Origin of the sequence: Clostridium cylindrosporum DSM 605 (assembly GCF_001047375.1) — a bacterium.
GTDB lineage: Bacteria > Bacillota > Clostridia > Clostridiales > Caloramatoraceae > Clostridium_AB > Clostridium_AB cylindrosporum.
Map to the genome: position 1 here is coordinate 1 of NZ_LFVU01000020.1, position 14,457 is coordinate 14,457.

General features: G+C 27.7%; 15 protein-coding genes. 3 read left to right on the forward strand and 12 right to left on the reverse strand.

All coding sequences use genetic code 11. From position 1 onward, the window contains the following. Positions 1-872 precede the first annotated feature (872 nt). Positions 873-1,007 (reverse strand): hypothetical protein, encoded by a 135-nt coding sequence (locus CLCY_RS14060; protein ID WP_278336145.1) that lies wholly within the window; start codon positions 1,005-1,007, stop codon positions 873-875. A gap of 238 nt (positions 1,008-1,245) precedes the next feature. Between CLCY_RS14060 and CLCY_RS14155 the strand changes: the two genes are divergently transcribed. Both CLCY_RS14155 and CLCY_RS05395 read left to right on the forward strand, forming a co-directional pair. Beyond that, the gene (locus CLCY_RS14155; RefSeq protein WP_048570109.1) at positions 1,246-1,458 is read left to right on the forward strand and encodes a helix-turn-helix domain-containing protein; all 213 of its coding nucleotides are present in this window, start codon (positions 1,246-1,248) and stop codon (positions 1,456-1,458) included. A 67-nt stretch (positions 1,459-1,525) separates the two neighbouring features. Further along, positions 1,526-1,837 (forward strand): hypothetical protein, encoded by a 312-nt coding sequence (locus tag CLCY_RS05395; protein WP_048570110.1) that lies wholly within the window; start codon positions 1,526-1,528, stop codon positions 1,835-1,837. A gap of 72 nt (positions 1,838-1,909) precedes the next feature. On the opposite strand, the gene CLCY_RS05400 is transcribed toward CLCY_RS05395, so the two are convergent. From CLCY_RS05400 to CLCY_RS05440, 9 genes are all read right to left on the reverse strand, one after another. Next, a complete protein-coding gene (locus CLCY_RS05400) occupies positions 1,910-2,632 on the reverse strand; it encodes a hypothetical protein (protein WP_048570111.1) in 723 nt (240 codons plus the stop codon). Positions 2,633-2,866: 234 nt separating this feature from the next. Further along, positions 2,867-3,781, reverse strand: a complete 915-nt coding sequence (mobV, locus tag CLCY_RS05405; RefSeq protein WP_048570112.1) for a MobV family relaxase — start codon at positions 3,779-3,781, stop codon at positions 2,867-2,869. Between the two features lie 4 nt (positions 3,782-3,785). Continuing rightward, a complete protein-coding gene (locus tag CLCY_RS05410; protein WP_048570113.1) occupies positions 3,786-4,115 on the reverse strand; it encodes a hypothetical protein in 330 nt (109 codons plus the stop codon). A gap of 288 nt (positions 4,116-4,403) precedes the next feature. Continuing rightward, positions 4,404-5,822, reverse strand: a complete 1,419-nt coding sequence (locus tag CLCY_RS05415; RefSeq protein ID WP_048570114.1) for a type IV secretory system conjugative DNA transfer family protein — start codon at positions 5,820-5,822, stop codon at positions 4,404-4,406. A gap of 105 nt (positions 5,823-5,927) precedes the next feature. Continuing rightward, positions 5,928-6,128 carry a helix-turn-helix transcriptional regulator gene (locus tag CLCY_RS05420; protein WP_048570115.1) on the reverse strand — a complete coding sequence of 67 codons (201 nt, stop codon included), beginning with the start codon at positions 6,126-6,128 and terminating at the stop codon, positions 5,928-5,930. Positions 6,129-6,206: 78 nt separating this feature from the next. Further along, the gene (locus tag CLCY_RS05425) at positions 6,207-6,791 is read right to left on the reverse strand and encodes a hypothetical protein (RefSeq protein ID WP_048570116.1); all 585 of its coding nucleotides are present in this window, start codon (positions 6,789-6,791) and stop codon (positions 6,207-6,209) included. 130 nt (positions 6,792-6,921) lie between these two features. Next, complete coding sequence (locus CLCY_RS05430; RefSeq protein WP_048570117.1) at positions 6,922-7,203, reverse strand: hypothetical protein; 282 nt, start codon at positions 7,201-7,203, stop codon at positions 6,922-6,924. Positions 7,204-7,554: 351 nt separating this feature from the next. After that, entirely contained in the window at positions 7,555-8,793 is a 1,239-nt protein-coding gene (locus CLCY_RS05435) for a hypothetical protein (RefSeq protein ID WP_048570118.1), read from the reverse strand. 121 nt (positions 8,794-8,914) lie between these two features. Further along, positions 8,915-9,511 carry a recombinase family protein gene (locus CLCY_RS05440; RefSeq protein WP_048570119.1) on the reverse strand — a complete coding sequence of 199 codons (597 nt, stop codon included), beginning with the start codon at positions 9,509-9,511 and terminating at the stop codon, positions 8,915-8,917. A 1,300-nt stretch (positions 9,512-10,811) separates the two neighbouring features. Here CLCY_RS05440 and CLCY_RS05445 point away from each other — a divergent pair. Next, on the forward strand, positions 10,812-12,068 hold the full coding sequence (locus tag CLCY_RS05445; RefSeq protein WP_048570120.1) for a DUF3800 domain-containing protein: 1,257 nt from the start codon (positions 10,812-10,814) through the stop codon (positions 12,066-12,068). Positions 12,069-12,450: 382 nt separating this feature from the next. Here CLCY_RS05445 and CLCY_RS05450 read toward each other — a convergent pair whose 3' ends face one another. After that, on the reverse strand, positions 12,451-13,632 hold the full coding sequence (locus CLCY_RS05450; protein ID WP_048570121.1) for a hypothetical protein: 1,182 nt from the start codon (positions 13,630-13,632) through the stop codon (positions 12,451-12,453). 58 nt (positions 13,633-13,690) lie between these two features. Beyond that, positions 13,691-14,457, reverse strand: a 767-nt coding sequence (locus tag CLCY_RS05455) for a tyrosine-type recombinase/integrase (RefSeq protein WP_048570122.1), incomplete at its 5' end; no start/stop codon positions are given.

Below are 14,457 nucleotides of genomic sequence, written 5' to 3' on the forward strand. Positions count from 1 at the left end.
AGATATTCTATAAACTGTCTTATATCTGACCCATAGCTTTCAATTGTCTTTATACTCTGTCCTTCATCTATACGCTCCATTATAAACTCTTCAAGAATATCCTTATATCTTTGTGTAACTCTCTTTAATAAGCTATCAATTATCTTTTTTTCTTCTTCTGTTATTTGCATATATTAGCACCACTCCTTTCCCCTTATTTAAAATTTATTTCTTAGTGAATTTAAATTCACTATTATGTATACATAATTAAAGCAAATATACTCTAGGCTAGTATTTTCAATGTCTATACACTACCAATTAAGTTAAATCCTATATAAAATATTTTTTTTTGCAACTTTTTATATCTTAGTTTTCAGAGTGCTAGTATTTTGTGATTTATATTAATATTTTTTTACTTTTAGAAAGGTATATTAAACCTCATATTTCTTTATCATTTATTATTTTTTGGCTACATAACTTTATTACTATGTTACTATGCTCTTTTTTAATTTTATCCCCATAATATCTCCTATTTCTCCATATTATCTCTATTTTACTATATATTTTATTTTTCTTACCCTTTATTCTCATTTAATAATAAAATTTATCACTTTTATCCTCTTAAATTCTATTATGGGAAATACTTTTCATTCTACATATTCAGTCTTTTTTCGACTTTTATATTTTTTAATTACATATGATAAATGAATGTCTTATTTATAGATATAGTAAAAGAGTACATGACCATATGTCGCATACTCCTTTATCATAGATTCCAATATATCTTATAGATTTTAATTAAGTAAAACTTTCTTAGATACTCTTTATTCCTCTGTACTTTCATCTTTGTATATGTACTTTTTGTTATAACCTTAATTATTTATAAACTCTAACTAATTTATCTCTAGTATTTTTTTTAATTTGCTAAAATCATTATTATTCTTTATTTTTTCTATCTTACTTCTTAGCTTTACTACGTTATTTGCTCCAAGTTCATTTACTATTTGTATTAATTTATCATTAGACATTTTATCCCTTCTTCCTAAATATTTTATTGAATCTGCGAAATTAAATGCAGCCTATGTTATCTAGACTTCACTTTGTCGTGTGTTATCTCTACTGATTTCCTTATTGTAAAATTAATGATATAATGTTATTTATTAACTCTATGACCACATTATACCACCCTGTAAAGTGAATTACAATGTATTTTTAACCTTATAGAGTTAAATTTTAATACTATATATTAATAAATGAGGTGATTAAGTGATTAAATGTAATTTAAGAATATTGATGGCTGAACATAAGGTAGATGATATTTCTCAACTTATGAAAATGTCTGGATTGAGTCGTAACTCTATTAATAAACTCTATAAAGAGGAGGATATTTCCAGTATAAAAATCGATACGCTTATAAAATTATGTAATGTATTTAAGTGTAATTTATCAACTTTAATTGATTATATCCCTGCCGATTAAAAATAAATTATATTTACATTTCAACCGTTTTCCTTTACTGTAAAAGAAAACAAGGTAGGTGTTTAAAATGGACAATGAATTGTATAATTTAATTCATGGTGAATATGTTCTTATTAAAAAACAGGATATTATTGATATAGTAAACTTTTATAACAAGCAAAAACTTTTATTCCCTTACTCTATTTCTATTTGCGATACTGGATACCATATAGTTAAAAATGGCAAAGGGAAAAAGCCTAAGAAGTATAATAGGCAACAAGTTGAAGAGATATCAAAGAGTATTAATGATATAGGTATTAGGAAAACTGCTCTTAAATATGATAGCTCCACTAAATTAATACAGGCTATCAAGAAGGGTAAGTATATTCCTAATGACTAATTTATTATAAATATAAAAGGCAATAAAAAAGAGTAGATTTACACCTACTCTTTCTTTGCAATATGTGAATTATTATCTTTCTAGTACAAATTCACTTTCACATACTTTTATATTAAACTTATTTTGGTTATTATTAATATAATTTGATACTGCTGCTGCTCTTAACCCTTCTAAGTAACTTGTCTCTTTTAAATTTACATCAAACATTTTTTTCACTTCTTCAATACTATATTTATCTTTAGATATAACTTCCAGATATTCAGTATCTTCATTTGTTTCTATCACTTTATATTTATTATTTATCTTATATAATTTCTTTATATTATCACAATCATCCTCATTCTCTTTATAAGCTACAAGATTACAATTTACTTCCTCTGCATAATCAATCTTTTTTCTAGTCCATTCAAATATTTTATTATCTAACTGCTCTATAAATTTAGTTTCATAGGACTTTTTCTTATTCTTTATTAACTCAATTACATATATTTCTTTCTTCTCATTATCATAGTAATAATTATTCCCTATTGCTAAGCTCTGGATTTCACTAATATCTAGTATCATGTTAGGCATTTCCACATAACTAATTCTTTCAGCATCTAAGTATTCTTTAAATGTATATTTGTAACCTCTTATTTTAGCTTCCTTGTAGTACTTTTCTAAGAGTTTATAACTACTATTAGCTCTAAACATTATATCCTTACTGTTTCTTAAATCTATTCCTTTTCTAACCTCTGCATTAGTAAAAAGATACTCTTTATCATTATTGGTAAATTTAACTTTTACTTTTTTCAAACTTACCCTCCAATAGATTAATAGGGGTATCGGCTACCACCTTTCAAAGTTAATAGAGGTATGATAATACAGACTGCTCCTTTCCCCCTTAGCTACTCTATAACCTTAATCAAATAATTATACAGGTTCAAATTTTTAATAAAAAATTTTGGCAAAGCCACCTGTATCATTATTTTATTTAGGTTAGGATATGTTATTAAGGGGAAAGGGAATCTATAAGCTTACACTTCGCTTTTAATTATTTTTACTAAGCTCTAAATCTTTCCCTTTTTCCTTATCTGTTGCCTTATCAGTTACATAGTTTAATACCTTTTTTATATGCTCCTGTGGTATCTTGTAGAGGTCTGACATGGTCTTTATGCACTCTTTGAATATCTCTTTATCTTTTTTTATATCCTTTACTTGGTTGAAGAGGTTTATATTCTGTTTCTTGATTTCTTGTTTCTCCTCTTCACTCTTTTGGTTATAGTTTTTATATATATTTAAGGTCTTTTGTAAGCTCTTAACCTTTATACTTAACAGTTCTCCATTCTTAGCCTTAGCACATAGTGAATCTATCTCATTTTCCTTAAATTCTTTATTTACTAGGTTGTAGAATGTCTTAATGTCTGTATGTTTAGCTTTAGACCATTTTAAACCTCTATTAAGTCCAAACTCCTCCATAGTCTTAGAGTACTTATCTTGCCACTCTGATAATGCCAGTTTTCCGTTAAAATAGTTCCTATTGCTTAGAGTATATCTACCCCTTTTAGAATCATAGAATTTAGGTACCAAGAGGCAATGTATATGCCATGTGGTTTCGTCCTTGTGTAGTGCTGCATAAATGATATTACTCCCAAACTCTTTTATAAGCCATTCAATATTCCTGTTAATCCACTCTTCCTTAAGCTCCTCTGTTGCCTCCTGCATGAATGCTGGACTTGTAGTTAATAATAAATCTCTTGCTAGTACTCCATTCTTTCTTAGCTTTATTCCTTCAATGTATCTTTCAACATCCTCTGCTATATTAGTGCTACCTATCAGTATTTCATTTTCTATATTAAGGTTTGCATTAGGTGTATACTGCTTTCTTTCTGTATGCCTTTCAAAGCCTTTAACCTCTTGTATAGATTTAAATTTATTACCGATTCTAAAGATAGCAAAATTCAATTTTCTAACCTCCGAAAATTTCTGCTGCTAGGTCTTTATGTTTTTTATTTTCTTTCCCTTTAGACTTGTTTTTATATTTACTTTCTTCTAGTTCTATCTCCAATATTTGCATTTTATTTTTTAATATATCGTTACTAGTAACTAATGAGCTATTATCTTTTTCTAATTTACATAAATAAACTTGTTGCCTCTTCATCTGCTCCTGTAGATTGTTTATTTTATCCTCATATTCTTTTCTTATTTCTCTTTCAAATGCCTCACCAAATTCAATCATTTTGTCCTCACTTATGTGGTAATATCTTGTATTAAGTTTCTTCCATATCTTTTTAAACATGATATTTACACCTCACTTTTGAGTTATAGCTTATGGGGTTTCCAAAGGGGTTTCCCCTGTGGCTTACAGCATTTTGCAAAAATGCGTAGTAAGTTACACAAATTCTTTCATCAACCTTCTAACCTTTAGCCCTATGACACAACCTTCATTTACCTATTGAAACAAATAAGCTTGATTTTAATTTATTGTTACTGGTGTTTACTCCTGCAGCTCGGCTTGACTAACTATTAAATTTTCAGTCTATAATAAAAATCTTCGTAGCCATAAGTGGCACTGATAATTTAATTTTTATCTTATTGGGCTTACTCTTGATGTGTATTTTTTATTTACATAATATAAATTCTGCTTATCTAAGAAAGGTTGTCTGTTATGAGGTATTATTAATATTTCATCACTACCTAGCCTTCTGATTTCATCTGTACTTAATAATCTTTTCTTAGATGTATTGTAGCTATCTGTAGTGTTACTTTTGTTTTTAGATGTGTTCTTAAGGGTTATTTGAGTGTCTCCTAGGATGTCACTTATATAATTCAGTGTTTCAATATCTGTTATAGAAGGCAATACACATTTAGTTTTTAAGTTATTTAATATGGCCTTTGCATTATCTCTCCCATATACTTGGACAAGCTGACTTGTAGATTGGAGACATATTAAAAAACCTATCATTCTACTTCTACAAGTGCTTATGATAGTTGTGAATCCGTTAATCATTCCAATATTTGCAAATTCATCACAAAGGAAAGTTATTGATTGCCCTTTAGTTTCCATTAGCTGATTTATTAATTGGGTAAAGAATGTTGCCATATAAGGGCTTAAATAGTTGCTTTTATGCTCTGGATAGCTGATATAAAGACATATAGGCTTATCCCTTAACATCTTTGCATTAAAGTCCGTTCTACTGCTAGATTGGATTATATTATTATCCATGAATAACTGTAAGCTACTATTTAGTGTTACTTTTATACTACTTGCTGTTTTAGGGCTTTCTAAGCATGATTTAAATATATTGAATTGTTCTCTAACTTCCTCTTCATCTGAATTACTTAACAAAGTATCTAAGTCCTCTATTCCATGATTTATAACTAATCTTGCTGCACTTGTAATGGTATCTATTGGACTTCCCTTTGACTTCACATATATCAAGGCTGATACGAATAAAGGTAAACTCATATTAAGCCACTCAATCCCTCCTGCTTTTGTTCCACTTTGTAACTCCAAAGCTTTAGAAGAGTTTAATAATATTGTCTGTGCTAACTCCACAACCTCTGATGTAGTTCTGCACTCTGCTAGTAGATTGTATTTAGCACTATCAAAGGGACTTAAAGGATTAAATAGTATAGGAGTTCTCCCTATGCTCTCCTGGAATCGTGAAGTATCTCTATAAAGTTCACCCTTAGGGTCTATTACAACTATACTTCCTTGTATATCTGAAGTTAGTAAGTTAGGATAAAATAAACTTGTCGTTTTCCCTTCCCCTGTAGCACCACAAACTATAATATGCTCCCTAGTCTTTCCCTCATTAAGTTGAATTTTCTTACCTAGTCTTAGGCCATTATCACCTATTAAACCTTTTAAATCCTCTACAGTACCTATTTTGCTTGTAGCTAGTTCTCCACTACTTTCATCCTTGGAAAGCACATTTAATAATCCACAACCTACTACTCCACCTATAGCAATTTTAGTTAATAGCATTGTTTCAAATAACATTATCAAAACCTCTCTTAAATTCTTAATATAGTGTAATATATGCACACTATACTGGAATGTTTCCACCCTAACTGGATTTTATTTATAAAAAATAAAATATGGTACTTAATCGGTGTACCATATCTCATCAATATGTTTATTTAATTTCTTAGCAATTTCTATTGCTTTAAGTAAACTAGGGTTTGTTTCTCCTTTTTCATAAGCATAATAGGTTTTAAACTTTACTCCTATATGTTCTGCAAAGTCCTTTCTATCCATTTCATGCTCCGTATGTCTAATGCTTTTAAGATTATTCTTTATCTCCATATAACCACCTCTACAATGCCTCTATTTCTTCGCCATTTGCCCTGTAATAGCATTTATATGTATTAATAGTAGTTTTTATTAACCATCGTATTTATTTAAAAACTCTAGTAAAGCTTGGCTTAATATATCCTGTTTCTTATATGTATATCCTTCACAAAATTTATTAAACTTGTCTAGTACATCACTATAGGCCTTAAATGTCCTTCCCACAACTTCTCCTTTTGTAGCTTGTTCATCTATCTCTAACTTACATACTTCTATGATATTTTCATTATTAATTTGCTTTCTAATCCATTCAAATAATTGTTCTTGTTCCTGTTGTTTTTCTTGCTGCTCTTTTACCCAGGAGATAGTATTTATCATTTCAGCCTTTAAAGTAACATCATTATAACTCTTTTGTACTACTGCTTTATTGGGTATTACTTTTGTATTACTTTCTAAACACTCTATAGTTGCAACACTTTCGTCACACTTTTGTAACACATATTGCCCTATAGATTTATTATATAAATACCCATTACGTTTAAATGTATCAGCTACAGTATTTTTAGCTAATCCATGCTTTTTAACTATATCACTATGTAAATTCCCTTCTCTATATTCAGACATAAAAAAATCTACTCTTTCAATATCCGAAAGGCCTTTAAAATCTTCTCTATTCATACAAATACACCCCATGTTACTTTAGTAATACCTTTATAATACAATTCGGTAATACTATCATAATACCTTTGTAATTTAGATAAATATTATAATAATAGGAGCAAGTAACAAAAACTTACTCCTATATAATTTAATCAACCTTTTGTTTTAAATCTGCTATATCAGACCAATTTTCAGCAGTTGCTCGTTCAACCCTATAAATACTTCTTTTGATATCTTTAACATTAGGATTTATTTTTTCTATTTGTTCCATAACTAATTTTTGGAATACTTCCTGGCTCTGTTTTATTTCTTCTAAATCTTTATTTAAAGATTTTATATAATATTTTATTTCTCCAATATCCAGTATAGCACCAGCTAAGTCTTGTCTTATTTTTTCTAAAGTTATATCTCGTTGTAATTCCTTATCCATAGATAGCCTCACCTCTTGCGTAAAATATAATGCTGCGTAAAATATAATGCCAGGTGTAGATTATAGCACAATATAGCGATAATGACCCTGTAAGTTCATACCATGAAGCTAGTCGATACCCCCATCGTAAGAACAGGTACTAAAGTACCCCTAATACAAGCTGAAAAAATTTGACCCCCCTAAAAGGGTTGGAATAGAGATAAGTTCATATACTAATCCTACAAACCCAGAACAGGTACTAAAGTACCCTAATACAAGCTGAAAAAATTTGACCCCCCTATTTTTGTTCGTATATTCGTAAAATGTCTAGACTTTGTCTAGACAAATGCCTTATAATACAAAAGAACAAGGTTATATTAAACCCTGTTCTTTTAAAAAACTTATATCACGTTTGTAAGTTTTAAGAGATATATCCAGTTGTAATAATATATCTTTTCTTTTAAGACCTTCGGCCAAAAGGTCTTTTATTTTTTCCCTTCTTTGTGATATCTTTTCTTTTTCACTTATTTTACCCTCTATTTTTAATTTATCATGATATTTCTTTTTGTTATACTCGTTGTTTCTTCTTTTATATTCTGTATTTGATATTATTGTAATCATTTCTCTTTGTTCTTCTTCTGATATATTCAATAAATCAATAAGAGTTTCATTTTTATACTTATACTGCTTGTCCTTCTTTTGATAAACAGTTTCTGCACTCCTAGTTGCTGATATAACCTCCCTTTCTTGTAGTGGAGGTATAAACATACTATTAAGTTCTAAAGTATCATCTAATGCTTTCTCAACGTCATCTAGGAAATAGCACAGATAATATCTATAGAGAAATAATATGAATTCTCTATGTCCTTTTAATTTATATTTCCTTAACTCGCATAGTTTTATAATATCCTGTATTCTAGCATGGTATAGACTTCTTTCTCTGTATATAAATACTTTCTTTCTTGGTCTACCTTTTTTCTTTTGCTTACTCTCTGTAAGTTCTGGTAGATATCCCTCTTGTATTTCTCTTAAATCATACATATAGTTAAATTCTTCTATAACTTTAACTTTAGTATTAGATTTTGAGTTAATACTTCCAGGTACTCTTAATATTCTAGTTGGGTCTAGTGCTTTTCTATCTGCTCCAAACTCTTTTAATTGTTCATATAGATATTCTTCAACTGCTTTCCATAAAGACAATGCTTGACTAGGTACTGAATTAATAAGCCATATCAAATATAGTCCTCTTCCACTATCAACTATCAAGTTAGGCCTTGGAACACTTTGATTAAAGTAGTTCTCTTCAAGGTTCATTAATACTTGTTCTTTAGTAAACGGTGTATTATAAATATCCAAGTCTATGAAATGTGCCTTTAATTCTTTAAGATATTCTAATCGCCTATATGTGCTATAAAAGGTATTCATACTTATATAAGTATTTTCTTTGTTAAAGTTCTGCTTTAATAACTCTAGATACTTATAATGTCTATGTATAAAATCTTTATTCTTTTCAACTTTAGTAATCCAACCTTTACTATTTCTATGCAGAGTGCTTATATACCTTATTTCCTGTGTCTCTTCAAACTCTTGTTGTATATTTACTTGTCCCACTTCTTCACCTCCTTTATAGGGGAATTATAGCATATTTTCACATATTACATAACTTTTTAAGTAAATTATTTACATTCCTGTTATAGAGTAAAAAAGCAAGCTATAGACTTGCTCTTTCTTACTAACTCTTATATTCCTTTATTCTTCTGTAATATGTTGTTTTTGATAGTCCTAGTATTTCCATAGCCTTTACTGATGTTATACTACCTTCTTTAACTTGATTATAAACTTGTTTGAATTTATCTTCATCAACTTCTAAACTTGGCCTACCAAATCTAACACCTCTATCTTGTGCAACTTTTATACCTTCCTTTTGCCTTTGCTTTATATTATCTCTTTCTTGTTGTGCCACAAATGATAATACCTGCAATACTAAATCTGATATAAAATTTCCTAATAAGTCTTTATGTTTTGTTGTATCAAGAAGTTCCATATCAAGAACTTTAATATCTGCTCCTATTTCTTTAGTCAACTCATTCCACTCTTTGATGATTTCATTGTAGTTCCTACCTAATCTATCAAGAGATTTAATTATAAGCAAATCTCCTTTTTCAAGTGATTTTTTCATATATTTATAACCTAGTCGTTCAAAGTCCTTGCCACTTTCTTTATCTTCATAGATATATTTATCATCTATATTTAATTCTCTCATCGCCTGTATTTGTCTATCTAAGTTTTGCTCTTTTGTACTAACTCTTATATACGCAACCTTTTTCATAGTTCCAAAACTCCTTATTATTTCTGGTACTATAATCATAACAAATGCGTTCCATAAAGTCAAACCACTTTCGATACGTACCACAAGTATTTTTCATACATTTTGAAACCCCTCTATATATTGAAATCTCGTACCAATCAAATCGTTTCATAAAGTATAGGTTTTGATACGCGTATATTATTACAATAAAATATGTCTAAAGCATAATTAATAATGTTGCTTACTTAAGATACTTATAATATAATTTTTAAATAGACCTAAGAAGAAGGGAAGTGAATAAAAGAAATGTGTTAAATAAGGGAGCTCTTATCCTTAAAGGAAGGAGGAGAGTACCTTGAAGAAGAAAAAGATACAAAAAAAGAGCAAAAAAAACTTCTTATTCAAGTTGAATAAGAAGAAAACTTTGCAAGTTTTAAAAAGTATAACAGTTAACTTTATACAAAAACTTGCAGTTTTATTGTTAATCGAGTTCATTAAATATTTATTTCTATAGATGATTGCAGTCGTCTATAGAACATTAGTAAGAGTTAGCCAAAACTCTTACTTTTTTTATACTATTATTTTTACCATAGTACCTTAAAGTATACTTCTGGTAATACTATAGGTAGTACCAAAGTATATACTTTAGTACGTACTTTCAAACGTACTTTCAAACGTACGTCGCTATATCGGTATACAGTCAATTATAATTTACTAAAAGACAACTGTAAAGATAATTGTAAAAGAATTTGACACCTTCAATTACCATATAAAAACCATAATATCACTATCTAATTTATATAAATTACCATAGTGATATTATGGTTTTTTGATATATTTACAACCAGTAAAAAAAGGAGCATTTTTGCTCCTTACATTCATTAATATAAATATGTTAAATACTAATATAAAAAATAAAAAGTTAATTATTAGATACATATATTAGTATATTTCTAATAATTAACTCTTCATTCTACTATCCATATAGAAATCGCGAACGCTAAATACAATATAGATAATCAATTAAACAATAAACAATATAGGCTTTGCGAACGCTAAGTGCTATACTGTTTATATTAAAGTCGTACAATTTAAATTTATTTTGTTATTTATATAGAAATCACGAACGTTAAATTCTATATAGATAACCTATGCCAAAATGTCTATGAACATTTAGATATCGCGAACGCTAACACTATAAATATTCATATACTATATTATGCGTGATTTATAAAAAGTTATACATCTTTTTGATGTATGTTATGTGTATATTATATACTTTAAAATTTATCAATGTCAAGAATACATTAGGGAGGTAAGTATGAGTATTGAGATTTACTTTGACGAATCAAATAAATTAGATAAATTTACATCTATGTTTTCCTATTATGGAGTGATAGCATTAAATCACCAATCCAGCAGAATGTTAGAAGCATATAAGTCAAAAAGTGGCTTAAGAGGTGAACTTCATTTTATAGATTTTGACCTTAGCCTTTTAGATTATTATTTAAATATTTTCAAATATTCTTTAGATTTTATAGAAACTAATATATATATTGTTAACAATGATTATGCATTGAATTTAGGAGATAGGTTGAACCTTTCCCCACTAAAAATACGTAATTTATTATACATGAAGATTCCAGAAAGATTAGTATATGGCGTATTAAGAACAATAACTGATATTCAAGATGTAGATATATATATCGATGAATGGGATGGATATGGAAATAAAAACTCCGAATTTTTTAGTGAATATAACTATACTAAATTTGACTCTATAATTTCTAACTCTAAAATAAATGATAATGATAAAATAAAAAAATGTAAAAGTATGATTGATAATATATATGGCCATGTTCAACTGCCAAAAACATTAAAAGAACAATTAAATGCACAAGCAATATATAGAGGTCTGAATTATAAAGTTAATAAATGTACACAAGTTAATTCAACAGATTACATAGGCTTACAGATAATAGATATTATATTAGGTATATTCTCTTTTCTATTTGAAGAAAAATATTTAGAAATGCCTAGACGTATTGACGAAAATATTATTAATAATTTACTAAACAGTCCAGATATTATAGATTCAGAGAAAGAATTGTTAGAAAGTGCTTATCAAAAAAATGATGATAAATATGATTTAATATTGCCTATAGAAGATATTAAATCTCGTGGCAAATTAAAAGATTTAAATAAAAAACTAAAGATATATGATAATAATAATATTATGAAAGCAGAATTAGTTTATTCAATTCTTTCGGATAATAAAACTTTAAAAAAACTATTGAACTTAAATATTTTCATTTGGCCTGAAGATGATAGTAAAGATACTAATTCAACTATTGGTAAAACCTACATATCTAAGTATGTATCAGTATTTTTAAACTTTAAACGTGAGTTTGATAATGACAATATAAAATCCATAATCTCATTTCATAATGATAGTTTAACTAAGATTAAGTATAGATTTAGTGATTACAGAAAAGTACTAAATTATCCAAGTAGGCTTGGAAACTTGGTAAAAAGATATTTAACAACGCTGGATATATCATGGATGGATATGGATTAATGTAGCATATGAGTAAAGTTTATTGAGATTAGAAAATTCCATAACAAGTGTATTTGTATCAATTTGTGGACACAAATACGGTGCTTGCTATCCTCATTTAGTTTACTATCCTCATTTAGTTTATTAAGTATGAGGTCTAGAGAAATATTAAAAAATACTTTTCTAGACCTCATACTATAAGTTTGGAAATCGGTTTGCCCGATAACGGAATTTTAGTTATCTGATTTATGTACTTCTAAAGTGAATGGATTAAAACTCTTTTTACTATTATAAGTTTTTCAAAACTTAAGGGGTATAGGGTTCTCCCTATAAAGTTGTATTTTGGAACTTTGGGTGTCCAAATACTATGCTTGCTATCTATTTATATTTACCTAAATATTTATTATCTAATATCATTATTCGCTATAATTAATTTATCTACATAATTTTTTAATTCCTCATTCGCTATATCATTATTAATTATCATTTCTTTAACATCTGGTGAATTATATTTTCTCTTTATACCTGTCTTTCCATATGTTACATATCCTCTTTTATCTAACTCTTTACATACACCTGCATACGTTAAGTATTTACAATATAACTTTATAGCAACCTCATTAACACTATCACCAAACTTAATTTCTATATTAATTTTTTTATACAGTTCTTTTATTTCATCAAAAGCAGATATAATAGATTCACTTCTTATTTTTAAATGCTCATAATACTTTTCTATTTTTTCTTTAATATTTTCTAAACTTAATATTTTTTCTTCTTTAGTTCCATAAATATAGCTATCATCACATATCGTTTCTATTATGTTCTTGCAATTTTCTATTTCACTATTTTTATCTTTATTTTTCATAATCTTAAAAAGTGAGTCTATTAAAGAATTTATATAATAATCTATAGTTTTGAATTCATATAAATTAAGCTTATATATTCCCTCACCAATTTCTGACAACTCATTAGTGTCTTCATATTTATTTTCTACTAGAAATTTATCAATCATTTCACGTTCTTGGCAATAGGTATTTTTATGTAATTCATATTTATTTGATGGAATTATATCGCTAGTAGTTTCCACTCTACTTATTCTGCCTTTATATATACGACTTAATGTACGTGGTATGCTATTAAGAACTCTAGTACCATATCCTCTGTTCCTATATTCTTTATATATTTCTATAGAATTTATTTTTATATTGAGATTTTCCCCATGAGAACCATATGTCTTCACATTACAATCTACCGTTCCTATTAGTATATCTTCCTCTTGGTTTCTTAATATAATATCTAGCTTTATATTTTCTTCTCTTTCATTTAAGGATATGTAATATACATCATCTTCTTGTTTTTCATTTATTACACTTCTTCTTTCATTCGAAAATTCCATTTCATACCCTTCAATATATCCAGGACTAATATCATTTACTTGTTTTATTAATTCATCTATAAATTCTAAACAAAATATTTTATTTTCTATTATATCTTTTAAAAATTGAATTCTAAACTCTTTTCTTCTTGAATATTTCTCCAACATTTCTTTCATAATTGTTTCATTAATACAGTTTTTCTCCACTTTATTCTCCCCCCTGTAACTGCGTTATTTTATATTAAAGTTTTGTGTTACATAATACCTATATCATTTCCATGATATTAAGCAATTCTTTCTCCGTTTGTCTTGTATATATCCTTGTTGTTTCAAGACTACCATGCCCTGCCAAGTCAGCTATTATAAGAGTGTCAACTCCACTTGATGCTAATGCCTTACAAAATGAATGTCTTAAATTATGAGGGTGTGCCTTCTCTTTTTTTATTTTTGCTTTCCTGGAATACTTTTGAATTATTTTATTAATACTCTGTCTTTTTAAAGCCCCTCTTTTTCCTATAAATAGCTTGTTTGTATTAACTTCTTTTCTTATGTTTAAGTACTCTAACCATAGTTTTTTTACATCTTTAGGTACTGGAATACTCCTATATTTTCCCCCTTTCCCTTTTATGGTTACTTTGTTTCCCTTTGTATCACTTACTACTAGCTGCAATAACTCTGATACTCTTAGTCCCATTTTGAATAGGGTTAGCATTATAGCCTTATCTCTTATATTGTCTTTGCAGTAATATATCATCTTTTCTATTTCTTCTTTTTCTAGTACATCATTTAAAATATTTTGTTTCTGTTCCTTTAACTTTTTATATTTTACTTGATGATTATTAAACTTTAAAAATTGATTTATTGATGTTAGTTTTCTATTAACGGTCTTAGCCTTAAGCCCATTTCTTAATAAATATTTTTTATATTTCTCTATTGTTTCAATATCTATATCTTTTATATTTAAACACCTAATATCTAGATATTCTATAAACTGTCTTATATCTGACCCATAGCTTTCAATTGTCTTTATAC